Origin of the sequence: Bradyrhizobium uaiense, from assembly GCF_010811875.1 — a bacterium.
GTDB classification, from domain to species: domain Bacteria; phylum Pseudomonadota; class Alphaproteobacteria; order Rhizobiales; family Xanthobacteraceae; genus Bradyrhizobium; species Bradyrhizobium uaiense.
In genome coordinates, this window is the sequence record NZ_VKHP01000139.1 from 1 (window position 1) to 24,238 (window position 24,238).

The following is a 24,238-nucleotide window of genomic DNA, read 5'->3' on the forward strand; positions in this document are numbered from 1 at the left end:
AATAGCCGATCGGATAAGCCTTGAACTTCTTCTTCGAGGGCTTACTGCCTTCGACCTCCGGCAATCGGCTGATGCCGTGGCGCTGAAGGCAACGATGCAGGGATGACCGCGTCAGATGCGGGATGGTCGGCTGCAGTGCATAGAGGCAATCATCGAGCGGCAACAGCGTATGCCGCCGAAAAGCAACGATGATCGCCTCCTCTTCGACGGAAAGGACAGTCGATTTGGCATCTTTGGGACCTGTCGGGAGATCAGCGACGGTCTTGCGCTGCTTCCACTTCGCGACGGTCTTCTGATTGACCCCGTAGCGCTTGGCGAGCGCTCTCAGGCTCTCCTGACTATTTTGTATTGCTCGACGGACTGCCTCCGTCGTGGTGGCGCAGCCGTGTAGAACCTGTCCCATAGCGCATCCTTCGAATCGTGCGATAAGAATGCACCATCAAAGTCCGGGACCAAACACCTAGCGCTTTCTTAGCCACCGCTTGACGGCGTCAGTCGGCACCGTCATCGCGGCGACACCGGCCATCACTAGCACGAGGCCGAGCGCAAGGTTTGACGGCAGGGTTTCCCCGAGCAGGATCACCGACAGCGCGACGCCGATCGGGATGCGCAGATAGCCCTGTGCATTCGTCGTGAGCGTGCCGAGCCGCGTCAGGCACATGTAGAACAGCATCAGGCCGAACGCGCTGGAGAAGATGCCCATCACGACGGTGGCGACCAGCGCCTGCGGCGTCGGATGCAGCGTCCAGGGGTGGTCGACGATCAGGGCGACCGGCAGCAGCACGCTGCCGCCGAACAGCAGCGAGCCGGCGGCCACCACCATGGGGTCATAGTCGGAGAGACGAAGCCCGAAGATCGTGGCGCAGGCGAACGACACGGTGGCGAGCAGGATCGCGATCTCGGCGACGATCTCCTTGCCGAAGCCCGACAGCGCGTCGAGGCCGATGATCGCGACCGTGCCGCCGAGGCCGAGGATCGCGCCGACCAGCTTGAGCAGCGAGGCCGGCTCGTGCCGCGTGATCGCCCAGGTGATCAGGAAGGCGAAGATCGGCGTCGTCGAGGCCAGTACCACGGTGTTGGACGCCGGCACGTAGAGCTGCGCCCAGGTGATTACCAGGAACGGGATCGTCGAGTTGATGGTCTGCTGGAAGGCGAACAGCTTCCAGGCCTTGATGTCGGTCGGGATGCGGATGCCGCGGATCCGCAACACCACGAGTAGGAAGGCGGCGGCGACCAGCGAGCGCGCCGAGATGAAGGTGACCGGCGGGATCGAGCCGAGTCCGATCTTGGTCAGCGGATAGGTCGAACTCCAGCAGCAGGCGAGCGCCAGCAGCAGCGCATAGTCGCGCCAGCCGCGCGCGCCCGGCGCTGACGTGGACGGAGTGGGCGTGATCGCGGGAGCCGTTACGCCGCCCGTGTTCGCTGTGCTCTTCGGCACCTTGATGTGGCTCCCCGCGCGTTGGCGCGCATCAAAACTGATACTTCGGGACCTCGGTGGAGGCCAGAGCCAAGTTTTGCGGCGTGTTGCGCGGTTCAATCCCGTAATACGGTATTTGACGCGACCGGTTCGGCATCTGCGGAGCTCGAATGTCCACCGCCATCCGACGTCGTTTCCCACCAGTCGCCGAGCGCGTCGATCAGCGGCACCAGCCGGTGGCCGGCCGGCGTGAGCTGGTATTCGACGCGCAGGGGATAACCTTCGAATTCGGTGCGCTCGACGATACCGGCGTCCTCCAGCTTGCGAAGCTCGAGGCTGAGCATCTTGTGCGAGATGGTCGGGTTGTCCCGGCGCAGGTCGCTGAAGCGCTTGGTACCCTGCTTCAGATAGTAGATCAGAAGCGTCGGCCAGCGGCCGCTCAAGAGCTGCATGACCTCTTCGATCGGGCAGCGGGAGACGAGAGATTTCATGGCGCCTCGTGGTTACAAAAAGGTGCGTAATTTACTTCACCGATGTGGCGAATAGGGTCCGGCTCCGCTGCGCAGCGTGATCGTCTGACATCACCGGAGACCACATCATGGAACCTATCCTTATCTATGGCTTCCCGTTGGGAAGCTCCATGGGGCTCGTCGCAGCCCTCGAATGGCTGCGCAAGCCCTATCGCCTTTGCCGCGTCGACATGCTCGGCGAAATGCGTGATCCGTCCTATGCGCGGATCAACCCGCGGCACGAGACGCCGGCCTTCGTCACGGACCAGGGCAGGGTGCTCACCGAGAATATGGCGATCGCAGGCTGGCTCGCGGCGCGCGATACCGAGCGCCGCATCAGCTTTGATCCGCTGTCGCCGCAGGCCGACCGGATGCATCAACTGATGGCCTTCGTGAACACCGGCTTCACCGCCGCGTTCAGTCCGCTGTGGGCGGCGCTGGAGATGCAGACGCCGAATCCCGCGATGCAGTCTGCGCTGCGGGAGTGGGGAAAAGGCAGCGTTCTGCAACGGCACGACAGGCTCGAGGAACTGATCGGCGATGCGCCGTTCCTGCTCGGCGACCACCCGACATTGGCGGATGCGCTGCTGATCGGCGTCGCGCGCTGGCTCGATTTCCACGCCGTCGCCGACCGCGATCGCTGGCCAAAGTTGGCCGGACTTCGCGCACGATTGGAGGCCGATCCGGCCGTGATCTACGCGACCGCGCTGGAGTCGGGCGAGAGTAGCCCCGGGACAGGCGCCTGTGTCGGTCATGTTCCTCTTGCCGAAGTGATCGATCGCTTCGGCACGCCGCGCACGTGAGGATTCAGGGCCGTCGTTGAAGGAGGCGGTGGACGCCGGCTTGACGTCCACCGCCCGGAATTTGCCCAAGACTCTTAGCGCAGCACCTCGCTCAGCACCTCGCCATCGACCTGATGCGGTGTCGCGCCCAGCATCCGGATGACGGTCGGCGCCACGTCGATATTGCGCATGTGCCGCACCACGGCGTCCTTCCGGATCTGAGGCCCCGCAGCGATGAAGGTCGCGCTCATCACCGGGAGCTCGGGGTCGTGACCGTGGGCGCCGTAGAAGTTCGGCATCGACAGCGCGGTGGTGGCCGAGTTGAACGGTGCGTCGCCCTGGCGCGCGACGCCCGGATTTTGCAAGCCGTCGAAATTGTAGCCGGGCGCCATCAGCGCGAACACGTCGCCATAGTCCTGGCCGACGCTCTTGCTGGTGCATTGTCCGGTTCCGGCGTCGCATTGCAGGGGCCGGGTCTCGACGACGGTGAAGATGCGCTGGTCCTTGAGCGAGTAGTTGAAGCGCGCATTGGGATCGACCGCGTTCTTCACCGCATCGGTGATCTGCGCCACCAAAGCCCGGTAGGTCGCCAGATCGACGGTGCCGCCGAGCTCGCGGTTCTGCAGGTTGACGTAGATGTCGGCGGCGGGACCCGAGGTGCGGACCCCGACCTTGCTGGTGTCGATGCCGGCGTTGCGCAGGATGTTGGTGAGATTGACCGAGGTGTGGAACGGCGCGAAGCCGTGATCCGACACCACGACGACGTTGCTGTCGCGGCCGGCCGCATCGGCAATCTGCTTCACCGCTCTGTCGGCGGTCTGGTAGGCGAAGCGGATGTAGGACGCGTAGCGCTTGACCTTGGCCGGATCCTGGTTGGCGCCGATCGAGTTCGGATCGGTCGGGTTGGTGCCCTGTCGCGGATCGGTCAGCAGGAACTGGTGCTCGGAGCCGTCGGGCTGCTCGATATAGACCATCACGAGGTCGGCGTCGGGATGGGTCTTGATCGCGCGCTCGCCGATATTGGCCTGGTAGCGTACGAAGGTCTTCACCATGTCCTCGTACATCGTCTCGATCTCGACGTCGGGGAAATTGGTGAAGCCCGGGCTCAGGCGCTCCGGAATGCGGAAGTCGGCCTGCGGACGCCAAAAGCCGATGTTGTTGTTGATGTCGTCGACATCGGCGAGCACCGGCGTGTTGCGCGGGATGTAGTTGGCGCCGTAGCGGGCGAAGCGCACCACCGAGAGATCGGGCGACAGCGCCGAGACGAAGTAGGCGGCACCGACCTTGGCGCCGCTGCCTTCGAAGAAGAACGGGGCGTTCTCGCCGCCGAACTTGACGTAGGCCGGCCCGGTCGAGGGCGCATGGAACGGTCCCGCGGTGATGCCTCTGATATCGTCGAAGAACACCAGCGTGTCGTAGTTCACCTTGCGGTCATTGGTGGTATCGATCGCGGCGACGCGGATCGAATATTTGACGTCGAGCGTCGAGGCGCTGGTGCAGGTCGCCGCTGCGGAGCACGAGAATGTCTCGATCGGCGCCGAGGTCACCAGCACCGGGCTGAACGAGAAATGGCCGGCAGCCTGCAGCGCCGCGACGATGCCGGGATCGGCCGTGAAGTCGCTGCGCGACAGCGTGAAGCCCTGGGCCCCGATGCCGCCGAATGCGCCGAACGGCACCGTGAAGTCGGTCACGCGGGTCGGCTGCGCCGGCTGCACCACGGTCTTGTTGATCGAGATGTCGGCGCCGTCGCCGCCGGGCCAGGTCGCGGTGACGACCTTCTTGCCCTGCTGCCGCAGCTGCACCCACAAGGGCTGTGCCGTCGGGTGCGACGACGGCCCGAGCGGGCTTTCGCTGTAGCCGCCGATCGGCGCGGCAAAGCCGCTGATGCTGCTGGAGATCGGCCCAACGATCGGCTGGAACGTATTTGATGGGATGTCGTTGTGAACCGCCGTCGAACCGGTCGCGATCGCAATATGCGAGACCGCGGTGAGCGAGGGTGACGCCGTCACGTTCTGCAACGCCACTGCGCCGCGGCGGCTGAGCCGGGCGAGGCCGCCGTCGCGCGGCAGCACGCCTTCCTCGATGAATTTCTGGATGAAATCGGGCTTGGCGCCGTCGAGCGAGATCATCACCACGCGCGGCTTGCGGCCATGATGGTCGCCGTCATGGTCTTGATCCTGATCTTGATCGTGACCACGGGAATCGCCAGCACCGCGATCACCATTGTCGCCGTCCTGGCCGGCGCGCGCCGGAATTGCAGTCCACGCCAGTGATGCGACGAGCGTCATCGCCGACGTGACGGAAACAAACGTCTTCAATTTCATGAGAATGCCCCAACATCGCTGCGCGAATGCACAAACGGAAACCGTTCAGCAATCTTCGGAGCCTTGGCTGACGGGCATGTGACGCGTGCGCGACGACGCGGCGACAGTGCGGGCGTTGCGTCACAACTCGCGTTTGCGTTGCTTCACGCCAAGAACGCGCGTGAACACAATGAACTAGCGCTCTGCTTTCGATGCAACCGGTGTCGATGTAACGACTGGATGACGACGCGTGTCCACAGAGCTCGCGTTTTCGAGCGAAGCGGCCGTGAACTTTACGTCGGCGTCTCGGTCGGCGCCTTCCGCTTCACCCGCTTGATGGTGCCGGAGAAGGTGAACAGCGGCCGCCCGGCCGATGTCAGCATGCCCCGCACGAAGATCAGCGACATGCCGGCACGGGTGACTTCCCCGGTGCATTCGATCAGGTCGCCCTCGCGGGCCGCGTCGAGGAATTCCGAGGCGAACGACACCGTGACGCCGGGGCCCTGGAGCACCGAACCGGCGAGCGCGAACAGGCAGTAATCCGCGAAGGTCATGAAGCAGCCGCCGTGGACATTGCCGCCGCCGTTGAGGTGTTTTTTGGCGACCCGGAACGCGCACGCGATGCGGCCGTTCTCGTCCATGCGGTGGTAAAAGGGGCCGGAATGGCTCTCGAAATTGTCCCGCGTCCAGGTCCGCCAGCCGGCGAATTCGCCCTCGGTTTCGACGTGCAGGTCGGGTCGGCGGTTGAATGCGGTCTCTAATGCGGTCTTGGCGCGCTCGTTCACGAAATTTGGCCTTCAATTGTCGGGTTCGGGTCCTTAAATCCGATCCATCCCCATTGTGCAAATCCCGCACCCCGCGGTCAGCTGCCGCAAAGCTCTGGACAGGCCGAAAATGCCCCGTAAAAGGCCTTTTCGCCCCCGTTCGATCTACCTATTAAGGGTCCCATGAACGCGCCCAAGAACGAACCGAAGATCACCCCCGAACTCGTCGCCGCCCACGGGCTGAAGCCGGACGAGTACGAGCGCATCCTCAAGCTGATCGGGCGGGTTCCGACCTTCACCGAACTCGGCATCTTCTCGGCGATGTGGAACGAGCATTGCTCGTACAAGTCGTCCCGCATCCATCTGCGCGGCCTGCCGACCAAGGCCCCCTGGGTGATCCAGGGCCCCGGCGAGAATGCCGGCGTGATCGACATCGGCGACGGCCAGGCCGTGGTGTTCAAGATGGAGAGCCACAACCACCCGAGCTACATCGAGCCCTACCAGGGCGCCACCACCGGCGTCGGCGGCATCCTGCGCGACGTCTTCACCATGGGCGCGCGCCCGATCGCCTGCCTGAACGCGCTGAGCTTCGGCGCGCCCGAGCACCCGAAGACCCGGCACCTGGTATCGGGCGTGGTCGCGGGCGTCGGCGGCTACGGCAATTCGTTCGGGGTGCCGACGGTCGGCGGCCAGGTCCGCTTCCATACCCGCTATGACGGCAACATCCTGGTCAACGCGATGGCGGTGGGCCTCGCCGACGCCGACAAGATCTTCTACGCGGCGGCCTCCGGCGTGAACATGCCGATCGTCTATCTCGGCTCCAAGACCGGCCGCGACGGCATCCATGGTGCCTCGATGGCCTCGGCCGAATTCGACGATGCCTCCGAGGAGAAGCGCCCCACGGTGCAGGTCGGCGATCCCTTCGCCGAGAAGCTGCTGCTCGAAGCCTGCCTCGAGATCATGGCCGCCGATTGCGTGGTCGCGATCCAGGACATGGGTGCGGCGGGCCTGACCTGCTCGGCGGTCGAGATGGGCGCCAAGGGCGATCTCGGCGTCGACCTCGATCTCGACGCGGTGCCGATCCGCGAGACCGGCATGAGCGCCTACGAGATGATGCTCTCGGAGAGCCAGGAGCGGATGCTCATGGTGCTCAAGCCCGAGAAGGAGAAAGAGGCCGAGGCGATCTTCCGCAAATGGGGGCTCGATTTCGCCATCGTCGGCTACACCACGCCAAGCAAGCGCTTCGTCGTCAAGCATGGCGGCGACGTGATGGCCGATCTGCCGATCAAGGAGCTCGGTGACGAGGCGCCGGTCTATGATCGTCCGCACGTCGCCTCGAACGCGCTGCCGGTCATCCGCGGCCAGGACGTCAAGCCGCCGCTCGGCATCGCCGACGCACTGACAAAGCTGATCGGCACGCCCGAGCTGTGCTCGAAGCGCTGGGTCTGGGAGCAGTACGACCACGTCATCCTGGGCAATACCATGCAGCGCCCCGGCGGCGACGCCGCGGTGGTCCGTGTCGAGGACGGGCCGAAGGGACTTGCGCTCACCGTCGACGTCACCCCGCGCTATTGCGAGGCCGATCCGTTCGAGGGTGGCAAGCAGGCGGTCGCCGAAGCCTGGCGCAACATCACCGCGGTCGGCGGCCGGCCGCTCGCGATCACCGACAACCTCAATTTCGGCAATCCGGAGCGGCCCGAGATCATGGGCCAGTTCGTCGGCTGCCTGAAGGGTATTGCGGAGGCCTGCGTCGCGCTGGACTTCCCGGTCGTGTCGGGCAACGTCTCGCTCTACAACGAGACCAATGGCCGGGGCATCCTGCCGACGCCCTCGATCGGCGGCGTCGGCCTGCTCGACGACTTCACCAAGTCGGCGACGCTGGCGTTCAAGGCGGCGGGCGAGGCGATCCTGCTGGTCGGCGACACCCAGGGCTGGCTCGGCCAGTCGGTTTACCTGCGCGATGTCTGCGGCCGCGAGGAGGGCGCTCCGCCGCCGGTCGATCTCGCCACCGAGAAGCGCAACGGCGACGTGGTGCGGGGCATGATCCGCGCCGGCACCGCGACCGCCGTGCATGACCTTTCCGACGGCGGCCTCTTGATCGCGCTCGCCGAGATGGCGATCGCGAGCGGCATCGGCGCGCAGCTGCTGGCGGCGCCGTCCTCGATCGTCCCGCATGCCTATTGGTTCGGCGAGGATCAGGCGCGCTACATCGTCACCGTGCCCGCCGCCGACGCAGGTCTCGTGCTGGCCAAGATGAAGGGCGCCGGCGTGCCCTGCGCGCGTATCGGCACCACCGGCGGGGACGCGATTGCGGTCGCTGGCGAGGCGCCGGTTGCGGTCGAAAACCTGTCCCGCGCCTTCGAGCACTGGCTGCCGAACTACATGCACGGCACTGCCGCCTGATCCGGGAGGATCAGGCGCTGCAACGTCAAGCGAACAGGACCTCAATAGCGCGATGACCCTGTCATCGCGCTATTGCTTTTTGTTCAAGCACGATCGCTTCAGGTCGCGCCGCGGACCGCGCGCCAGGCAAAGATGATCACGCAGGCTCCGATGAAGCCGGCGACGAGATAGCTGATCCATCCTCCGCCGAGCGATACGCCGAGCAGACCCAACAACCAGTTCGCCAGCGCGGCACCGACGATGCCGAGGATGATATTCATGAAGATGCCGGTTCCGGTCTTCATGAACATCTCGGCGAGCCAGCCGGCCAATCCGCCGACGATGATTGCGGCGATCCATCCAACTTGAGGGTCGTTCATCTCGGGACTCCCTAGGGTCAAGCAGTCCGGCCAGCATACCTGAGAATCAGGGGGCGGGATGTGACCATTGGCAGGTTGTGCGCAACTTGTCGGCTTCCGCGAGAGCGACTGGACGCTGCTGCCGCTCTATTTCGGCTTCACCACGCTGAACATCTACACCCAGATCGGCCTTGTCACCCTGATCGGGCTGATCTCCAAGCACGGCATCCTGATGGTGAGCTTTGCGTGCTGATGACCACGGTCGCGGCGGGATCTCTACAGCACGTAGTTGGCGCCCGGCAGCCTGCGCAGCGCGGCAGTCAGGGCCCAACTCAGCGCCACGGTGGCGAAGAAGGCGATCGCAGCCTTTGCTATCGCCGGCAAATCCATGTCGAACAGCCAGTATTGCAGCCACAGCACGATCGGATAGTGCACCAGGAACATGCCGTAGGCATCGCTCTGCATGCGGTCGAGCAGCGTCGGCCCTGGTGCCTTCGATTGCAGGAAGTAAGCCAGGATCGCGAACAGGATCGAGGCGCTGAACAGCACGTAGAAGCTGCCGTAGATCGCGAGATACCAGCCCGGCAGCGGATCGGGGTTACCGATGATCTCGCGCTTGATGTAGATCATCACCCACATCAGTGCATAGGGGATCAGGGTGATGCCGGTCCAGAACCAGCGCCGCTCGGTCAGCCGTCCGTGCGCGCTGAGCACGCCGCCCTCGAGGTTTGCCGCCCCGATGCCCGCACCAATGAAGAAGTAGCATGCGTATAGCAGCACGCGGCTCGCCTGCACTGAGAACGGTCCGAGCTCGAACCAGTAGTTCTGGCCGTAGTGGACCAGCATCGGCAGGTAGGCGGCGGCACTGACGATCACGAGGAACAGCCAGAACTTCGAGGGACGCTGGAAGCCCTTGATCGACAGCCGGTTGATCGGCTCGAGCAGCGTCGACGACACGCGATACAGCACGCTGGCCGTCAGGTCGAAGGCCATCAAGACCCAGACGAACCAGATCGGGCCGCTCGGCCAGGGCCCGAACATCATGGTCTTCTTCCAGAATTCGGAGAAGGTCAGGTCCGGCGTCGCGCGCAGCGCGATCGCGTAATAGGCGATCGGGATCACGGTGACTGCGCAGACGACGAAGGGCAGGCCGAGCCGCAGCAGCCGGTCGCGCAGGAAGATCAGCCACGGCTTGCGACCGAGTCCGGGCCAGACGAACAGCCCCGACAGGAAGAAGAACATCGCCATGAAGAAGCTGTCGGTGGCGAGCACCACGCAGTCGAAGCCGATCCACGACGTCGGGTCGGTGTGCCCGAAATGGGTGTAGGGGATCACGGCGTGGTGCAGCAGCACGACCAGCGTCAGGAAGGTGCGTGCACGGTCCAGGGCAAGGTTGCGCTTGTGGAGCTTCGGTGCTGCCTGGACGTCGACGGCCGGAGCCGCGTGAGCAATCGATTTCATGGTGCCCCCAGCCGGGTCTGCAGCCTGATGTTGCAATCGGGAACCCGATTCAGCAAGGCCCAATTGTCCCGATTCCGGGGTATCGAGGTCAGTCATCTCAGCGCATCTGTTTCGTTTTGGAACCGGAGTCGGGGGCGGACGTTATCGGCGGACGCGCAGAGCGCGCGCGGGGGGCTTTGCGGAGCAAGCAATGACACTGTTGAAATGGGCGCTGATCTTCCTGGCTGTATCGATCGTTGCGGGCTTGCTCGGTTTCACCGGCATTTCAGCTGCCTCCGCCGACATCGCGCGCTTCCTGTTCTACGTGTTCGTGGTGATCTTCCTGGTGCTCTTGATCCTCGGGCTCACGATCTTCAGGGTCTAGCGGCGTTCAGGCCGAACACTTCCGTCGTCATGCCCGGGCCAGGCCCCGGGCATTCACGTTTTTCAGGCTGGGTTGGCGCGCGGCGAAAGGCCGGGCTGGGCCCGGCGCTTACGGCAAGCGAGACGGCCTAGGCGACTTCCTCGATCTTCACCTTGTCGGGATAGAAAGCGAGGTGGCCGGTGATCTCGGTCATGGCCGGGAAGGGCTCCTCATAGGTCCAGATCGCATTGTCCAGCGTCTTGCCGTTGGCCTTGATGCTGAAGTAGCTCGCATCCCCCTTGTAGGGGCAGTGCGTGGTCCGCTCGGTGCGGGTCAACAGCTCTATGTTGGCGTCCTGCCGGGGGACGTATTGCACGGCCGGATAGCTCGCTTCCTTCAAGGTCAACGCATGGGTGGTCTCGGCGATGACGACGCCGTCGGCGGTGACGCGGACGCGCTTGCCATTGGGCGTGATCGTGATCGGATGGTCGGGGCCGGGGAGCTTCATGATTCTGCGCCTCTTCTGGTCATTTCGGCGTGATGTCTTGTGACCGATTGATGCAGGTTTAAATCGCTGGGAATGGGAATATAGTGTGTCCAGGGATGACCTAGAAGACCTCAGGCGCTAGGTTTTACCTGCATGGCTGCCGAGCCGGCCATGATTCGAACGACCCTGACGGAGGTGGACTGGGATGCCGATGGACGCCCGTGATATCGAATCGATGATCAAGGCAGCGATTCCTGATGCCGAGGTGACGATCCGTGATCTGGCCGGCGACGGCGACCACTACGCGGCCACTGTCGTTTCCGAGTCATTCCGTGGCAAGTCCCGGGTTCAGCAGCATCAGATCGTCTATCAGTCGCTGAAGGGCCAGATGGGCGGCGTGCTGCACGCGTTGGCCCTGCAGACCGGCGTGCCGGAAGGCTAGGCCCCGGCCAGCGGGCGGGGGCCTCAGGCGATGGCAGACAATCCGCGCGGTGCGATGTTTCGCGTCATCGTGCCGAACCAGCACAGCCGCGTCACCAATGCCGAGCTGTTCTTCGACCTGGTCTTCGTCTTCGCAGTCACGCAGCTGTCGCACACGCTGCTGCACCAATTTACCCCGCTCGGCGCGGTGCAGGTCACGGTGCTGTTTCTCGCGGTGTGGTGGGTGTGGGTCTACACCACCTGGGTCACCAACTGGCTCAATCCCGATCTGACGCCGGTCCGCCTGCTGCTGTTCGTCCTGATGCTGGGCGGGCTGTTGTTGTCGACCTCGATTCCGAGCGCCTTCGAGGGCCGCGGGCTGTGGTTCGCAGGGACCTATGCGGCGATGCAGGTCGGCCGCACGGCGTTCTGGCTGCTGGCGACGCCGCGGCGCCGGACGGCGGTGCGCCACAACGCGATCCGCATCCTGACCTGGTTGTCCGGCTCGGCCGTGCTGTGGATTCTCGGCGGCTTCGCCGAGCACGAGACGCGGATGTGGCTCTGGATTGCGGCGCTGGCCATCGAATATGTCGCGCCGGCCCTGCGGTTCTGGACCCCTGGGCTCGGTTTTTCCTCGATGGAGGCGTGGTCGGTCGAGGGCGGCCACATGGCCGAGCGCTGCGCCGGCTTCATCATCATTGCGCTCGGCGAGGCGATCGTGGTCGACGGCGCCACCTTCGCCGAGCTGACCTGGACGCCGGAGAATGTCGCAGCCTTCATCTCGGCGCTGGTCGGCAGCATCGCGATGTGGTGGATCTATTTCCACAAGGGCGCCGAGGCCGGCTCGGAGATGATCTCCAAGTCCGAGGAATCCGGCCGCGTGGCGCGGATCGCCTACACCTATCTGCACATGCCGATCGTCGGCGGCATCATCCTCACGGCGGTCGCCGACGAGCTGGTGCTGAAGCACCCCGGCGGCCAAGCTGATCTGAAGACGATCATAAGCTCGGTCGGCGGCCCCGCGCTGTTCCTGGTCGGGACCATCCTGTTCAAATATGTGATCCGCAACTTCCTGCAGCTCTCGCACGGCGTCGGCATCGTCGCGCTGGCGATAACAGCCTATTTCGCCAGCGGGATGTCGCCGCTGGTGCTCTCGCTCGTCACCACCGCGATCATGATCGTGGTCGCGGCGTGGGAATCGATCTCGCTGCGCTCGACGGGGGGTGAGGAGTAGGGGCGTCCGCGCTATCTGCGTCCGTCCGTTGCCACGCGTTGCTGCCAATAGACGAACAGCGGTGCGCCGATCACTTCGAGCGCGGTGAAGCCCACGAAGGGCAGCGGCGGCAGGCCGACCATCGCCATCGACAGCAGCCGGCCGATGCCGCCGAGGAAGATGGCGCCCCACACCACGCGAAACAACACGCTCTCGCTTTCGATGCGCGGCACCAGCCACAGCAGCGCGAAGCCGAGGCCGAGCCAGACCCCGCCGAAGAAGCGCAGATTGCTGTCCAGCACCGGAAGCGCCGGCACGCCAGATCCCGCGTAGAGCGGATCGCTGACGCCGAGCATGGTGATGATGCCGGTGAGGATGGGCACCAGGGCCAGCGCCGCCGTTGCAATCTGCAGCGCACGCCGTCCCATCATCGTGCCCCATCCTGGTTAGGCGCTAGTCTGCCACCAGCGCATGCACCGAGAACATCGTGTTGGCGTCGGTCCAGCTTTCGCGCACCGTCCAGCCCGCGCTGCGGGCGAGGGCGGTGAAACGCGGAAGCGAATATTTATAGCTGTTCTCGGTGTGAATGCTCTCGCCGGGGCGGAAGGCGAAGGTGTTGCCGAGGATGCGCACAGTCTGCGCCTTGCGGCTGATCAGGTGCATCTCGATGCGATGGCGGTCGCGGTTGTAGATCGAGCGGTGGGTGAAGCCTGACAGGTCGAAATTGCCGCCGAGCTCGCGGTTAATGCGAACCAGCACATTGAGGTTGAAGCGCGCGGTGACGCCGGCCGCATCGTTATAGGCGTCGTACAGCACCCGCTCGTCCTTCTCGAGGTCGACGCCGATGATCATCTGCGCACCATGGCCGAGGATCTGGCGCGCGCTGCGCAGGAAAGCCAAGGCCTCGCTCGGCTCGAAATTGCCGAGCGTCGAGCCGGGAAAGAAGCCGACCTTTGGCATCGTAGCGACGGCCTCGGGCAGCGCGAACGGCGTGGTGAAGTCGGCCGCGACCGGATAGATGCCGAGGTCAGGGAAATCCTTGCGCAGGCCGTCGGCCTGGGCCTTCAGGAAATCGCCGGAAATAGCGACCGGCACGTAGGCTGCGAATTCGCAATGTTCGAGCAGCAGGCGCGCCGTTGGGGTGGCGCCGGCGCCGAACTCGACCAGGGCCGCACCTCCGGGGATGATCGCGGCGATCTCGTCGCCGCGGTCGCGCAGGATGCCGAGCTCGGTGCGGGTCGGATAATATTCCGGCAGCACCGTGATCTGCTCGAACAGCTCCGAGCCGGTGGCGTCGTAAAAATATTTCGGCGACAGCCGTTTCGGGTGACGGGCGAGATCGCCGATCACATCGCCGGCAAACGCCGAGGTCGCTTCATCGAACGGATACGCTTTGGCCAACGCGGCGGCATGCACATTCATGATACTCTCCTGAACGCGCTTACCGGCGCGCACTTGATGTCGACGGGACTCAATCAGGCATAGTCGGCGAGGCGTAACCCCGTGAATTGCCAGCGATGGTGCGGATAGAAGAAGTTGCGGTAGGTGACACGGCTATGACCTGATGGCGTCGCCAGCGACGAGCCGCGCAGCACGAGCTGGTTGACCATGAACTTGCCGTTGTATTCGCCGAGCGCGCCTTCGATCGCGCGGTAGCCCGGATAGGGAGAATAGGAGCTGCGGGTCCACTGCCAGACGATGCCGTAGGCATCGTTGAGCAGGCCGCCGCGCGCTGCGACCTCCCATTCCATCTCGGTCGGCAGGTGCTTGCCGGCCCAGCGGGCGAAGGCGTCGGCCTCGTAGTAGCTGACATGGCAAACCGGAGCCTGCGGATCGATCCGCTGCAGGCCGCCCAGCGTCATGATCTGCCATTCGCCGTCGATCTTGCGCCAGTGGCCGGGCGCCTGCCAGCCCTCGTTGCTCACGGTGCCGAAGCCGTCCATCAGCCACAGCGTGGCTGTCGAATAGCCGCCGTCCTTGATGAAGGCGAGCCAGTCGGCATTGGTGACGAGGTTCTTGGCAAGCTTGACCGGGCCGACCAGCGCGCGATGCGCGGGCTTCTCATTGTCGAAATGGAAGCTGTCGTCGGCGTGGCCGACGGTGTGGATGCCCTCGTTGAGCGTCACCCATTCGTCAGCGCCGCCGTGCGACGCCGGGAAGCGCCAGGCCGGATCGTAGGCCGGCGGGATCGGGTTCTGCGCGAAGGCATGCAGGATGTCGGTGTACATCAGCTCCTGATGCTGCTGCTCGTGGTTGAGGCCGACCTCGACCAGCGGCACCAGCGCCGCGAGCTTTTCTGTTGTGGCGGTCTGGAAGAATTTCACCACCGCGGCATCGACATGGCGGCGATAGGCGGTGACCTCGTCGGCCGTCGGGCGGGTCAGGTGGCCGCGCTGGTGCCGGGCGTGCCGGGGTCCGGCGGTGACGTAATAGGAATTGAACAGATAGGCGTAGTCGGGATGGAACGGCTTGTAGCCTTGGACGTGCTCGCCGAGCAGAAACTGCTCGAAGAACCAGGTCGTATGCGCGCGATGCCACTTGGCGGGGCTCGCATCCGGCATCGACTGGATCAGCTGGTCTTCGGGGGACAGCGGGGCGACCCGGCGCTCGGTCTCGTCGCGGACCGCGCGATAGGCGGCCACCAGCCGCTCGGCGAGGGGCCCGGATTCGGAGGACAGTGACGGGGTGGCGGCGGAAACGGTGGCCGCGGCAGAGGCTGGTTTCGTCACATGGGTCTCCGATTCCAAGGGAGAACGTTGCTTCGGCAATCTGGTTCCTGACGGACAGTTCGTCCTAGATAGGGGCTCCGTTACGGGAAAAAAGCCTCCCCCGTGATGATATTGGGGCCGTCAGATAATCCCGGCCCGTCCGGGGGCGCCGTCAGGCGCCCGCCGCATGCCAGATTTCCGCCATTTTGCTTTGGATGCACAATGGTTTGAGCTACATATATAGCCAGTCACGGGTTAGAAGGGCGGGCCGGCCCGTTAAGGCCTGAGAGCGCCGCCCCCGAAGGAAGCGAAAATGAGCATCGAGCAATTCATCGACAACGAAGTGAAGTCGAACGACGTCGTGCTGTTCATGAAGGGCACGCCGCAATTCCCGCAGTGCGGGTTTTCCGGTCAGGTCGTGCAGATCCTCGACCACATCGGTGTCGGTTACAAAGGCCTCAACGTTCTCGAATCCGCCGAGCTGCGCAACGGCATCAAGGTCTATTCGAACTGGCCGACGATTCCGCAGCTCTATGTGAAGGGCGAGTTCGTCGGCGGTTGCGACATCATCCGCGAGATGTTCCAGGCCGGTGAATTGCAGCAGCTGTTTGCCGACAAGGGCATCCCGGTCGACGTGGCTGCCTGACCTTGACCGCGCGCCGGATCGGCAAGGCGCGGCTCGAAGTCATCGTTACCGACATCACGACACTCCGCGTTGACGCCATCGTCAACGCGGCCAATTCATCGTTGCTCGGTGGCGGTGGCGTCGACGGCGCGATCCACGACGCGGCCGGACCCGAATTGCTCGCCGAGTGTCGGACGCTCAACGGCTGCGAAACCGGCGATGCCAAGATCACCAAGGGCTACCGGCTCCCCGCCAAGCATGTGATCCACGCCATTGGACCGATCTGGTATGGCGGTGACCGTGGGGAAGACGCCCATTTGGCGTCTTGTTATCGCCGCGGAATTGAGCTTTGCCGCAGTAATAATCTCGCTTCGGTCGCGTTTCCGGCGATCTCCACCGGTGTGTATCGATTTCCGGCGGATCGGGCCGCCAAAATCGCCGTCAAAACTGTCGTTGATGCCCTGCCGGCCGCGCCCGGCGTCACGCAGGTGATCTTCTGCTGCTTCTCACCCCAGAGCGGCGAACTCCATCAGGAGGTCCTGGACTCCTTCGGGAGCCCTTGTGCCTGATGATACCGCCGCTACACTTCCCCGTGATATCCGGGGAGGGATCAATAGAATGCATTCATTTCGTTTGACGTGCGCGGCCGCAGCTGCCGCGGTGGTGCTTGCGGCGCCGGCATTCTCGCACACCGAAGGCACCTATGAGATTCCGGCGGGTGCCCATTTCAATCCCGACAAGCTCGCCAAGATCAGCGAGTTCTTCAAGAATGAGGTCGCGACCGGAAAGATTCCGGGCGCCATCGTCCTGATCCAGCAGCACGGCAAGCCTGTCTATCACGAGGCGTTCGGCGTGCAGGACGTGGTCAGCAAGGTGCCGATCACGGACAAGACCATCTTCCGCTTGGCTTCGATGTCCAAGTCGATCACCGCCGTGGCCTCGATGCAGCTGCTGGAGGAGGGCAAGTACAAGCTCGACGATCCCGTCTCGAAATACATTCCTTCCTTCGCCGACATGAAAGTTGGGGTCGAGAAGAAGGCCGAGGACGGCACCAAGACGCTCGAGCTAGTGCCGCTGAAGCGGCCGATCACAATCCTCGATCTGATGACGCATACGTCGGGTATCACCTACGGCTTCTATGGCGACAGCTTGGTCCGTAAGGCCTACAAGGAAGCCAATATCTACGGTGGCGATTTTGATCTCGCCGAATTCGCCGAGCGGATCGCCAAGCTGCCGCTGCACAACCAGCCCGGCGCGCTCTGGCAATACGGCCATTCCACCGACATTCTCGCGCGCGTGATGGAGATTACCACCGGCGAGGAGCTCTCGACGATCGAGCAGGAAAGGCTGCTCGGCCCGCTCGGGATGAAGGACACCGGCTTCTTCGTCACCGATCCCGAGAAGCAGAAGCTGATGGCCGAGCCGATGCCGAACGACAGCGATTTCCGGGTCGGCCGGGTCAACGATCCGACCAAGGTCAAGAAATGGGAATCCGCCAGCGGCGGCATGGTCTCGACCATGGCGGATTATTCGCGCTTCGCCCAGATGCTGCTCAATGGCGGCACGCTCGACGGCAAGACCATCATGAAGCCGGAGACGTTCAAGGAACTGACGACCGACCGCGTCGGCCCGGGCTCCGGCGTCGAGCGCGACTTCTTCTACTTCCCCGGCGACGGCTTCGGCTTCGGCCTTGGCATCGCGGTGCGCACCGATCCGGGCACTGCGAAGCCGCCGCCGCCCGGCGACCTCGGCGAGCTGAAATGGGATGGCGCCAGCGGCTGCTACTACATCATCGACCGCAAGCAGGACTTCTTCTTCGTCCTGCTGGAGCAGACGCCGAGCGAGCGCCAGCGTATCCAGCGGACGTTGAAACAGCTCGTCTACGAAGCGTTGCAAAATTAAAGCGTTTGCGAGTGAAGAAAACGCGTCAAAACAAAAGAACAAGAGCATGATCCGATTCAATCGGAGCGGATCATGCGCTCGGATGCGTGGCTACCGCGCGTTCGTCGCGGCATTCGCGCTCGCGTCCATCACGACGGTTGCAAGGGCCGGCTCGCCGGGGCCGGCCACGCACCGCTTTTCGGCGGAAGGCCTCGCCAAGGTCTCCGCCTATGTCGGGAACGAGGTCGCGACCGGGAAGATTCCCGGCGCGATCCTGCTGCTGCAGCAGCACGGCAAGCCGGTCTACTACCAGAATTTCGGAGTCCGTGACGTCGCCACCGAAGTCTCGATGAGCGCGGATACCATCTTCCGTCTCTATTCGATGTCGAAGCCGATCACGACCGTCATCGCGATGATGCTGGTGGAGGAGGGCAAGCTTGCCCTCAGCGATCCGGTGTCGAAATATATCCCGGCCTTTGCCGACATGAAGGTCGGCGTGGAGAAGCGTGGCGACGAGGGCAAGCCGTCGATGACGCTGGAGCCGCTCAAGCGTCCGGTGACCATCGAAGACCTGATGCGCCACACGGCAGGCTTGCCCTACGGCTATTATGGCGGCGGTGTCGTGAACAAGACCTACGCCGATGCCGGCCTGTTCGACAATGATCCCGACAATGCCGAGTTCGTGGCGCGACTCACGGCGATGCCGCTCGCCGAGCAACCCGGCACGCAATGGGACTACGGCCATTCCACCGATGTGCTCGGCCGCATCATCGAGGTGATAACAGGCAAATCCCTGTTTCAGGTCGAGAAGGAGCGGCTGCTCGATCCGCTCGGCATGAACGAGACCGCGTTCTATGTCGCCGACCGCGCGAAATGGCCGCTGATCGCCGAGCCGATGCCGAAGGATCGCAACCTCAGCCCGGTCGCTGACATCAGCGACCCGCGCCAGCCGCTGCGGCGCGAATCCGGCGGCGGCGGCCTGGTCGGCACCATCGGCGACTATGCGCGCTTCTCGCAGATGCTTCTGAACGGCGGCAGCTATCAGGGCCGGCGCTATCTGAAGCCGGAAACCATCGCGCTGATGGCGTCGGATCATATCGGTCCGGAAACCGGGGTCGTGCGCGACAAGAACTATTATCCCGGTCCGAACTCCGGCTTCGGCCTCGGCTTCGCGGTCCGCACCTCGGTGCCGGCGAATACATCCTGGCCGCTCGGCGAATATCGCTGGGACGGTGTCGGCGGCACGTTCTTCTTCATCGATCCCGCGGACGATCTGTTCGGGATATTCATGGTGCAGACGCCATCACAGCGCGGCCGGATCCAGCAGGAGCTGAAGACGCTGATCTACCAGGCGATGGGAAGATAGATCGGGCAAGACCATCTTCTCGTCATTGCGAGCGAGAGCGAAGCAATCGATCCCGCCACTTGCTGAGACATGGATTGCTTCGTCGCTTCCGCTCCTCGCAATTGACAGTGTGGGAGCTACGCCGCGCGCACGATGTCCCTGACGTGGCCGATCATCTCCTCGATCTGGGCCGCGTTGACATCGAGATGCGTGCAGGCCCTGATCCGGCCGTCCATCATCGCCAGCGTTACTCCGCGCTTGCGCAACTCGGTGACCATCTTGTCGCCCGATACGCCGGCGCCGTCGGGCTTGAAGAAGACGAGGTTGGTCTCGGGCGCCTGCACTGCAATGCCGTTGATCTGCGACAGCCCGCGCGCCAGCGCCCGCGCATTGGCGTGATCGTCGGCGAGGCGGTCGACGTGGTGATCGAGTGCGTAGATGCAGGCGGCAGCGCAGACGCCGGACTGCCGCATCGAGCCGCCGAGCCGCTGCTTCCAGCGCCAGACGTCGTCGATGAACGCGCGTGTGCCGGCGATCACGCCGCCGATCGGCGCGCCGAGGCCCTTGGAGAAATCGATCCAGGCGGAATCCCAACCTGCCGTCATGTCGCGCGGCGAGATGCCGGAGGCGACAGTGGCGTTCAGGAGCCGCGCGCCGTCCATGTGAGTCACGAGCCCATGGGCCTTGGCGATGCGCGCGACCTCGTCGAGTGCGGCCTTCTTCCAGATCGTACCGCCGCCGATATTGGCGGTCTGCTCGACGCTGACGAGCACCTGCGGCGGCTGGTAGCGGGTGCGTGGATGCAGCGCCGCGCGGAACGTGTCGGGCGTGAACTGGCCGTCGTCGCCCGGGAGCTGCGTGATCTGGAAGCCGCCGAGCGCCGCGTGCGCGCCGCCCTCGCGCGCGATGATATGCGCGGTCGCATGTGCCAGGATCTCGTCGCCGGGGCGGCAATAGGCCAGCGTCGCCGCGACGTTGCACATCGTGCCCGACGGCATGAAAACGGCAGCCTCCTTGCCGAGCAGATCGGCGACGCGGGCGCAGAGTTCGTTGGTGGTGGGATCGTCACCGACCTGCTCGTCACCGACCTCCGCCTTGGCCATCGCCTCGCGCATCGCCGGCGTCGGCTTGGTCTGGGTGTCCGACAGCAGGTTGATGCGGACGGCGGGCGCCTTCGGATCGGGCGGGGCAGGGGTGTAGTGCATGATATTTCTCTCGGTCGATATGCCGCGACTTTAGCCAAACAAAAAGGCCCCGGCAAAACCGGGGCCTTTCCAAACTCGCATGCGTGATGTGATCAGCGCGAATAGAATTCGACGATCAGATGCGGCTCCATCTGCACCGGGAACGGCACATCCGACAGGCCGGGGGTGCGCGCGAACTTCGCGGTCATCTTGGAGTGATCGACCTCGATGAAGTCGGGCACGTCGCGCTCGGGAAGCTGGCTTGCTTCCAGCACCGGCGTGAGCTGCTTGGAGGATTCCTTGACCTCGATGGTGTCGCCGATCTTCAGCTTGTAGCTGCCGATGTTGACCTTGCGGCCGTTCACCTTGATGTGGCCGTGGTTGATGAACTGGCGCGCGGCGAACATCGTGGAGACGAACTTGGCGCGATAGACCACCGTGTCGAGACGGCGCTCGAGCAGGCCGATCAGGTTCTCGCCGGTGTCGCCCTTCAGGCGGCTGGCTTCGACATAGATGCCGTGGAACTGGCGCTCGGAAATGTTGGCGTAGTAGCCCTTGAGCTTCTGCTTGGCGCGGAGCTGCACGCCGAAGTCGGAGAGCTTGCCCTTGCGGCGCTGGCCGTGCTGGCCGGGGCCGTATTCGCGGCGGTTCACAGGGCTCTTCGGGCGGCCCCAGATATTCTGGCCCATGCGGCGATCGATCTTGTACTTCGCCTCACTGCGCTTTGTCATCGCGTCCTCTTTGTATAGCCGTCGCACGAAGCGCCCGGCATTTTGTCAGTCTAGGGTTTGAGGAGACGCGCCCTCCTGTGTACCGGCCAAAAGGCCTGCACCGACAGGTTCGCCTCGAAAGCTCGGGGAGAACCACGGGTCGCGAAACGCATCGCGGGCCGAAACCGGCCCGCGAGCAAGGGTGGTCTTAAGGAGAAAGTCCGGTTCTGTCAAACAAAACGCGGGGCGTTTTGGGCCGAATCGGCGTCAAAATCGACTATTTCGGCCCTCAAAGGCGATTTCTGGCCGCCCGGACGCCAAAGGCCAAATTTGGTTCGGTTCACGGCGCCGGTTTCGCCAAGGGCTCGCCGGCCTTGACGATGTAGACTCCGAGCACCTTGAGCGGCTTGTCGCCGGAAGTCTTGGCGTCGTGCACCGCACCTTCCGGGATCTGGTACGAATCTCCCGCCTTCAGCTTCAACGGCGGCTTGCCGTCGATCAGGAGCTCGAGCTCGCCGTCGAGCACATAGCCGGTTTCAACACCGGGATGGCTGTGACGCCCCGACGCACCCCCGGCCGGAACCTCGGCAATCGCAGTGACCGTGTTGTAGCCCGCGGGGAAATCGACCTTCTGCAGCGGCGTTCGCTTGATGCCGCTCTGCTGCGCAACAGCTGCGCCGGCACCGGCAAACGCGATCACAGTGAGTCCAAGTAGCAATTTTCTGAACATGCATTTCCTCCCAACCGGCGGGAAGTGTAGCAGCGCGGAATCGCGGCGAAAAGCAGGTGATGTGTGATGTGCGCTTTCGACATTGGGATTAGTCCGTTCATCTGACAGCGCAGGCTGTCGTGAAACTGGACGCGGCCGTGCTTACGCGAAGCCTACAGGCTGTTCAGGCAATTGCGGTGCTGCGCCGCAGGCAGATGCTGCGCGCCGGGCCGCGGTTCCTTCACGACGAAGCCGGAATATTCTTCGGCGGCCGGCGACTGCACCAAGCGCGTGGTTGGCTTCGCTTCACGCCTGGCGCTTGATCCCGGCGAAGGCGGCTGCGATGCCGCGCTGGAACAGCGACCAGTCGAAGCCGAGCGCGAGCGCGAGGTAGCCGCGGTCGATCATCGCGTTGGCCTGCTCGGCGGTGCGCGCGACGCCGCCGATCGGCACGCCGCTCTTCATGATGCCCTGCTCGGCGCGCTGCATCAGCGCGACCACTTCGGGATCGTCAGGCAGGCCGCGCTTGTTGATCGAGGTGGCGAGATCGCCGGGCCCGATCACCGCGAGGTCGATGCCGGGCGTCGCCATGATCTCATCGATGCGGTTGACGGCATCGACATGCTCGATCGTGATCATGCAGATCATGTCGTCATCGGCGGTCGCCATGTAGTCGTTCATCGAGACGCCCCAGCGGAACGGTGCGTGGAACGGGCCCCAGAGCCGGTCGCCCCGCGGCGGGTAGCGCACGCTGCGCACCGCCTTCTCGGCGTCGGCGCGATTGCAGATCATCGGAAAGTTGATGCCGAGCGCGCCGATGTCCATCGGCGCCTTGGCGAGGTGCGGCTCGTTGGCGGCGATCCGCACCATCGGCACGCAGGGCGTGCCGGAAGTGGCCACGATCATCGCATGCGCGGTGCCGAGATCAATCGGGCCGTGCTCGAGATCGACGATGATCCAGTCCAGCGACTGCGCCATGATCTGCACGGTCTGGATGCTCGGAATGGTCGCAATTGCGCCGAAGCTCGGGCGCTTGTCGCGCCACTGTTGTCGCAGGCGGTTGAGCGGCGTCAGCGGGGCTGCGGTCAAATGCGGTCCTCCTTCGAAGCAAGGACAAAACTAGCAGCGCCGCGTGACAGCGAAAAGGATCAGGCCGGGACGCGGCCGCCGAAGAATGGCGTCAGCGCCTCGCTCAGCGCGTGCGGACGCTTCGAGGTGAAGATCATCTCGGCGCCGGCCTCGTCGCTCTCGGTGCCGGCCGGGCCGAGCAGGTCCGCGACGCGACGGGCGATTGCGGGGGCCGGATCGATCCAGTCGACCGGCCATGGCGCGAGCCGCGACAGCCGTTCCAGCAACAGCGGATAATGCGTGCAGGCGAGCACGACGGTGTCGGTGCGGGCAGGGTCGTTGGCGCCGGCGCCGACGAAGCAGGGTTTTAGCTCGGCCGCGATATCCTCGTCGCGCACGGTTTGGCCGCTGAGGGCTGCTTCCGCCAGCGAGGCGAGCTCGCCGGAACCGACCAACGTCACCTCGCAGCCCTGCGCAAAATCCGAGATCAGCTTGCGGGTATATTCCCGTTTCACAGTGCCTCTTGTGCCGAGCACCGAGACCTGCCGTGTCTTCGACGAGGCGCAGGCCGGCTTGATCGCAGGCACCGTGCCGACGAAGGGCAGGCGGTAAGCGTCGCGCAGATGCGACATCACCAGCGTGGACGCCGTGTTGCAGGCGATCACGACGAGGTCAGGCGCGTGGGTCTCGATCAGCTCACCGACCAGCGGCACCACGCGGGCGATGATCTCATCCTCGGTGTGGTGGCCATAGGGGAAGAAGGCGTCGTCGGCGACGTAAACATAGTGAGCGTCGGGCCGGGCGCGGACGATCTCGCGCAGCACGGTGAGGCCGCCAAGGCCGGAATCGAACACCAGGATGGTTGGGGGAGTGGACACGCGGAAATTCTATCCGAAGCAGGGTTACCATTCAGTTGTTTTTGGCTATCCGGCCACTGGGGCCGACAAAAGGCGGTGAAGCCGGGAATTTCATATGGCCTTGGTCAGTACCTGCAAGTATCACGGCAAACTATTGCTGAGACTGTGAAATCCAGACGGGGCCGCCGGGGACCAATCGACCATGATCCGCAATACCACCGTGAGCTGGGGCTCGCTCGCCCGTGCGTTCCATTGGGTGCTCGGCATCGCCATCATCGCCATGCTGGCCTATGGCTGGTGGATGAACCACATTCCGGCGCGGGCGGACAAGTTCTTCTACCGCTCGATCCACGCCGACATCGGCTATCTGGTGCTGCTGTTCACGGTGCTGCGGCTGCTCTGGCGCGCCGTCAATCCGACGCCGGCGCTGCCGGCCGACATGCCCTCCTGGCAGCGGATCGCCGCCCATGTCAGCCACGGCGCGCTCTATGCCGTCACCGTCCTGGTGGCGATGCTGGGCTGGGCCCATTCCGGCTCACGCGCCCAGGACTATTCGAGCTTCTTCGGCCTGTTCCACGTGCCCCAGATCACCTCGCCCGACAAGGCGGCGGCGGATGCCTATGAGGGGCGCCACATCTTCTTCGCCTATGTGCTGTTGGCGCTGATCGTGCTGCACCTCGTCGGGGTCGCCTACCACCACTTCGTCAAGCG

Annotated in this window: 27 protein-coding genes; 11 read left to right on the forward strand and 16 right to left on the reverse strand. The window is 64.3% G+C overall.

Annotation, left to right across the window (positions count from 1 at the left end; all coding sequences use genetic code 11):
- From FNJ47_RS28090 to FNJ47_RS28100, 3 genes are all read right to left on the reverse strand, one after another.
- A partial coding sequence (locus FNJ47_RS28090) for a transposase family protein (RefSeq protein ID WP_488226099.1) occupies positions 1 to 403 on the reverse strand: 403 nt, incomplete at its 3' end.
- Between the two features lie 57 nt (positions 404 to 460).
- Entirely contained in the window at positions 461 to 1,438 is a 978-nt protein-coding gene (locus FNJ47_RS28095) for an EamA family transporter (RefSeq protein WP_163159014.1), read from the reverse strand.
- A 95-nt stretch (positions 1,439 to 1,533) separates the two neighbouring features.
- Positions 1,534 to 1,908: a winged helix-turn-helix transcriptional regulator gene (locus FNJ47_RS28100; RefSeq protein WP_163159016.1), complete on the reverse strand. Its 375-nt coding sequence runs from the start codon at positions 1,906 to 1,908 to the stop codon at positions 1,534 to 1,536.
- A gap of 107 nt (positions 1,909 to 2,015) precedes the next feature.
- On the opposite strand from FNJ47_RS28100, the gene FNJ47_RS28105 reads away from it, so the two are divergent.
- Positions 2,016 to 2,729 carry a glutathione S-transferase family protein gene (locus FNJ47_RS28105; RefSeq protein WP_163159018.1) on the forward strand — a complete coding sequence of 238 codons (714 nt, stop codon included), beginning with the start codon at positions 2,016 to 2,018 and terminating at the stop codon, positions 2,727 to 2,729.
- Positions 2,730 to 2,803: 74 nt separating this feature from the next.
- Here FNJ47_RS28105 and FNJ47_RS28110 read toward each other — a convergent pair whose 3' ends face one another.
- Positions 2,804 to 5,032, reverse strand: coding sequence for an alkaline phosphatase family protein (locus FNJ47_RS28110; protein WP_163159020.1), 2,229 nt, complete (start codon positions 5,030 to 5,032; stop codon positions 2,804 to 2,806).
- 272 nt (positions 5,033 to 5,304) lie between these two features.
- Entirely contained in the window at positions 5,305 to 5,796 is a 492-nt protein-coding gene (locus tag FNJ47_RS28115; RefSeq protein ID WP_163159022.1) for a hotdog domain-containing protein, read from the reverse strand.
- A 162-nt stretch (positions 5,797 to 5,958) separates the two neighbouring features.
- On the opposite strand from FNJ47_RS28115, the gene purL reads away from it, so the two are divergent.
- Complete coding sequence (gene purL, locus FNJ47_RS28120; protein ID WP_163159024.1) at positions 5,959 to 8,178, forward strand: phosphoribosylformylglycinamidine synthase subunit PurL; 2,220 nt, start codon at positions 5,959 to 5,961, stop codon at positions 8,176 to 8,178.
- 98 nt (positions 8,179 to 8,276) lie between these two features.
- Here the strand turns inward: purL and FNJ47_RS28125 are convergent, their stop codons facing one another.
- Positions 8,277 to 8,537 carry a GlsB/YeaQ/YmgE family stress response membrane protein gene (locus FNJ47_RS28125; protein ID WP_163159026.1) on the reverse strand — a complete coding sequence of 87 codons (261 nt, stop codon included), beginning with the start codon at positions 8,535 to 8,537 and terminating at the stop codon, positions 8,277 to 8,279.
- A 67-nt stretch (positions 8,538 to 8,604) separates the two neighbouring features.
- Between FNJ47_RS28125 and FNJ47_RS28130 the strand changes: the two genes are divergently transcribed.
- Complete coding sequence (locus tag FNJ47_RS28130) at positions 8,605 to 8,769, forward strand: hypothetical protein (protein ID WP_163159028.1); 165 nt, start codon at positions 8,605 to 8,607, stop codon at positions 8,767 to 8,769.
- Between the two features lie 23 nt (positions 8,770 to 8,792).
- On the opposite strand, the gene FNJ47_RS28135 is transcribed toward FNJ47_RS28130, so the two are convergent.
- Entirely contained in the window at positions 8,793 to 9,977 is a 1,185-nt protein-coding gene (locus FNJ47_RS28135) for an acyltransferase family protein (protein ID WP_163159031.1), read from the reverse strand.
- Between the two features lie 190 nt (positions 9,978 to 10,167).
- On the opposite strand from FNJ47_RS28135, the gene FNJ47_RS28140 reads away from it, so the two are divergent.
- Positions 10,168 to 10,341: a DUF1328 domain-containing protein gene (locus FNJ47_RS28140; protein ID WP_163159033.1), complete on the forward strand. Its 174-nt coding sequence runs from the start codon at positions 10,168 to 10,170 to the stop codon at positions 10,339 to 10,341.
- Between the two features lie 127 nt (positions 10,342 to 10,468).
- On the opposite strand, the gene FNJ47_RS28145 is transcribed toward FNJ47_RS28140, so the two are convergent.
- A complete protein-coding gene (locus FNJ47_RS28145) occupies positions 10,469 to 10,828 on the reverse strand; it encodes a DUF427 domain-containing protein (protein ID WP_163159035.1) in 360 nt (119 codons plus the stop codon).
- 184 nt (positions 10,829 to 11,012) lie between these two features.
- Between FNJ47_RS28145 and FNJ47_RS28150 the strand changes: the two genes are divergently transcribed.
- Together FNJ47_RS28150 and FNJ47_RS28155 are read left to right on the forward strand one after the other, a co-directional pair.
- Entirely contained in the window at positions 11,013 to 11,249 is a 237-nt protein-coding gene (locus FNJ47_RS28150; RefSeq protein WP_021077843.1) for a BolA family protein, read from the forward strand.
- 30 nt (positions 11,250 to 11,279) lie between these two features.
- Positions 11,280 to 12,461 (forward strand): low temperature requirement protein A, encoded by a 1,182-nt coding sequence (locus FNJ47_RS28155; RefSeq protein ID WP_163159037.1) that lies wholly within the window; start codon positions 11,280 to 11,282, stop codon positions 12,459 to 12,461.
- 11 nt (positions 12,462 to 12,472) lie between these two features.
- Here FNJ47_RS28155 and FNJ47_RS28160 read toward each other — a convergent pair whose 3' ends face one another.
- Genes FNJ47_RS28160 through egtB form a run of 3 tightly spaced genes read right to left on the reverse strand, consistent with a single transcriptional unit; the run spans position 12,473 to position 15,169 of the window.
- Positions 12,473 to 12,871, reverse strand: coding sequence for a DUF4345 domain-containing protein (locus FNJ47_RS28160; RefSeq protein WP_236000133.1), 399 nt, complete (start codon positions 12,869 to 12,871; stop codon positions 12,473 to 12,475).
- A 22-nt stretch (positions 12,872 to 12,893) separates the two neighbouring features.
- On the reverse strand, positions 12,894 to 13,862 hold the full coding sequence (gene egtD, locus FNJ47_RS28165) for an L-histidine N(alpha)-methyltransferase (protein WP_163159038.1): 969 nt from the start codon (positions 13,860 to 13,862) through the stop codon (positions 12,894 to 12,896).
- A gap of 53 nt (positions 13,863 to 13,915) precedes the next feature.
- Positions 13,916 to 15,169 carry an ergothioneine biosynthesis protein EgtB gene (egtB, locus tag FNJ47_RS28170; RefSeq protein WP_175068429.1) on the reverse strand — a complete coding sequence of 418 codons (1,254 nt, stop codon included), beginning with the start codon at positions 15,167 to 15,169 and terminating at the stop codon, positions 13,916 to 13,918.
- A 292-nt stretch (positions 15,170 to 15,461) separates the two neighbouring features.
- On the opposite strand from egtB, the gene grxD reads away from it, so the two are divergent.
- The 4 genes from grxD to FNJ47_RS28190 all read left to right on the forward strand — a co-directional run bounded on the left by grxD (position 15,462) and on the right by FNJ47_RS28190 (position 19,020).
- A complete protein-coding gene (grxD, locus tag FNJ47_RS28175; protein ID WP_016843475.1) occupies positions 15,462 to 15,794 on the forward strand; it encodes a Grx4 family monothiol glutaredoxin in 333 nt (110 codons plus the stop codon).
- Positions 15,791 to 16,342 (forward strand): O-acetyl-ADP-ribose deacetylase, encoded by a 552-nt coding sequence (locus tag FNJ47_RS28180; protein ID WP_163159061.1) that lies wholly within the window; start codon positions 15,791 to 15,793, stop codon positions 16,340 to 16,342. Before grxD ends, FNJ47_RS28180 begins: the two co-directional genes overlap by 4 nt.
- 49 nt (positions 16,343 to 16,391) lie before the next feature.
- The gene (locus FNJ47_RS28185) at positions 16,392 to 17,675 is read left to right on the forward strand and encodes a serine hydrolase domain-containing protein (protein ID WP_163159042.1); all 1,284 of its coding nucleotides are present in this window, start codon (positions 16,392 to 16,394) and stop codon (positions 17,673 to 17,675) included.
- A gap of 82 nt (positions 17,676 to 17,757) precedes the next feature.
- Entirely contained in the window at positions 17,758 to 19,020 is a 1,263-nt protein-coding gene (locus tag FNJ47_RS28190) for a serine hydrolase domain-containing protein (RefSeq protein ID WP_163159044.1), read from the forward strand.
- Between the two features lie 116 nt (positions 19,021 to 19,136).
- Here the strand turns inward: FNJ47_RS28190 and FNJ47_RS28195 are convergent, their stop codons facing one another.
- From FNJ47_RS28195 to murI, 5 genes are all read right to left on the reverse strand, one after another.
- A complete protein-coding gene (locus FNJ47_RS28195) occupies positions 19,137 to 20,204 on the reverse strand; it encodes a threonine aldolase family protein (RefSeq protein ID WP_163159046.1) in 1,068 nt (355 codons plus the stop codon).
- 92 nt (positions 20,205 to 20,296) lie between these two features.
- The gene (rpsD, locus tag FNJ47_RS28200; RefSeq protein WP_163159048.1) at positions 20,297 to 20,914 is read right to left on the reverse strand and encodes a 30S ribosomal protein S4; all 618 of its coding nucleotides are present in this window, start codon (positions 20,912 to 20,914) and stop codon (positions 20,297 to 20,299) included.
- Positions 20,915 to 21,233: 319 nt separating this feature from the next.
- Complete coding sequence (locus FNJ47_RS28205) at positions 21,234 to 21,623, reverse strand: cupin domain-containing protein (RefSeq protein ID WP_163159051.1); 390 nt, start codon at positions 21,621 to 21,623, stop codon at positions 21,234 to 21,236.
- 285 nt (positions 21,624 to 21,908) lie between these two features.
- Positions 21,909 to 22,691, reverse strand: a complete 783-nt coding sequence (locus FNJ47_RS28210; protein ID WP_163159053.1) for an HpcH/HpaI aldolase family protein — start codon at positions 22,689 to 22,691, stop codon at positions 21,909 to 21,911.
- A 59-nt stretch (positions 22,692 to 22,750) separates the two neighbouring features.
- The gene (gene murI / locus FNJ47_RS28215) at positions 22,751 to 23,548 is read right to left on the reverse strand and encodes a glutamate racemase (protein ID WP_163159055.1); all 798 of its coding nucleotides are present in this window, start codon (positions 23,546 to 23,548) and stop codon (positions 22,751 to 22,753) included.
- Between the two features lie 181 nt (positions 23,549 to 23,729).
- On the opposite strand from murI, the gene FNJ47_RS28220 reads away from it, so the two are divergent.
- On the forward strand, positions 23,730 to 24,238 hold a 509-nt coding region (locus tag FNJ47_RS28220), incomplete at its 3' end, for a cytochrome b (protein WP_163159057.1).

What these genes read in the sequence shown, in the direction of transcription:
- FNJ47_RS28100 (WP_163159016.1), bottom strand. Translation starts at nt 1,908, where the DNA reads ATGAAATCTCTCGTCTCCCGCTGCCCGATCGAAGAGGTCATGCAGCTC.
- FNJ47_RS28105 (WP_163159018.1), top strand. Translation starts at nt 2,016, where the DNA reads ATGGAACCTATCCTTATCTATGGCTTCCCGTTGGGAAGCTCCATGGGG.
- FNJ47_RS28110 (WP_163159020.1), bottom strand. Translation starts at nt 5,032, where the DNA reads ATGAAATTGAAGACGTTTGTTTCCGTCACGTCGGCGATGACGCTCGTC.
- purL (WP_163159024.1), top strand. Translation starts at nt 5,959, where the DNA reads ATGAACGCGCCCAAGAACGAACCGAAGATCACCCCCGAACTCGTCGCC.
- FNJ47_RS28125 (WP_163159026.1), bottom strand. Translation starts at nt 8,537, where the DNA reads ATGAACGACCCTCAAGTTGGATGGATCGCCGCAATCATCGTCGGCGGA.
- FNJ47_RS28135 (WP_163159031.1), bottom strand. Translation starts at nt 9,977, where the DNA reads ATGAAATCGATTGCTCACGCGGCTCCGGCCGTCGACGTCCAGGCAGCA.
- FNJ47_RS28140 (WP_163159033.1), top strand. Translation starts at nt 10,168, where the DNA reads ATGACACTGTTGAAATGGGCGCTGATCTTCCTGGCTGTATCGATCGTT.
- FNJ47_RS28145 (WP_163159035.1), bottom strand. Translation starts at nt 10,828, where the DNA reads ATGAAGCTCCCCGGCCCCGACCATCCGATCACGATCACGCCCAATGGC.
- FNJ47_RS28150 (WP_021077843.1), top strand. Translation starts at nt 11,013, where the DNA reads ATGCCGATGGACGCCCGTGATATCGAATCGATGATCAAGGCAGCGATT.
- FNJ47_RS28155 (WP_163159037.1), top strand. Translation starts at nt 11,280, where the DNA reads ATGGCAGACAATCCGCGCGGTGCGATGTTTCGCGTCATCGTGCCGAAC.
- FNJ47_RS28160 (WP_236000133.1), bottom strand. Translation starts at nt 12,871, where the DNA reads ATGATGGGACGGCGTGCGCTGCAGATTGCAACGGCGGCGCTGGCCCTG.
- egtD (WP_163159038.1), bottom strand. Translation starts at nt 13,862, where the DNA reads ATGAATGTGCATGCCGCCGCGTTGGCCAAAGCGTATCCGTTCGATGAA.
- grxD (WP_016843475.1), top strand. Translation starts at nt 15,462, where the DNA reads ATGAGCATCGAGCAATTCATCGACAACGAAGTGAAGTCGAACGACGTC.
- FNJ47_RS28185 (WP_163159042.1), top strand. Translation starts at nt 16,392, where the DNA reads ATGCATTCATTTCGTTTGACGTGCGCGGCCGCAGCTGCCGCGGTGGTG.
- FNJ47_RS28190 (WP_163159044.1), top strand. Translation starts at nt 17,758, where the DNA reads ATGCGTGGCTACCGCGCGTTCGTCGCGGCATTCGCGCTCGCGTCCATC.
- FNJ47_RS28195 (WP_163159046.1), bottom strand. Translation starts at nt 20,204, where the DNA reads ATGCACTACACCCCTGCCCCGCCCGATCCGAAGGCGCCCGCCGTCCGC.
- rpsD (WP_163159048.1), bottom strand. Translation starts at nt 20,914, where the DNA reads ATGACAAAGCGCAGTGAGGCGAAGTACAAGATCGATCGCCGCATGGGC.
- FNJ47_RS28205 (WP_163159051.1), bottom strand. Translation starts at nt 21,623, where the DNA reads ATGTTCAGAAAATTGCTACTTGGACTCACTGTGATCGCGTTTGCCGGT.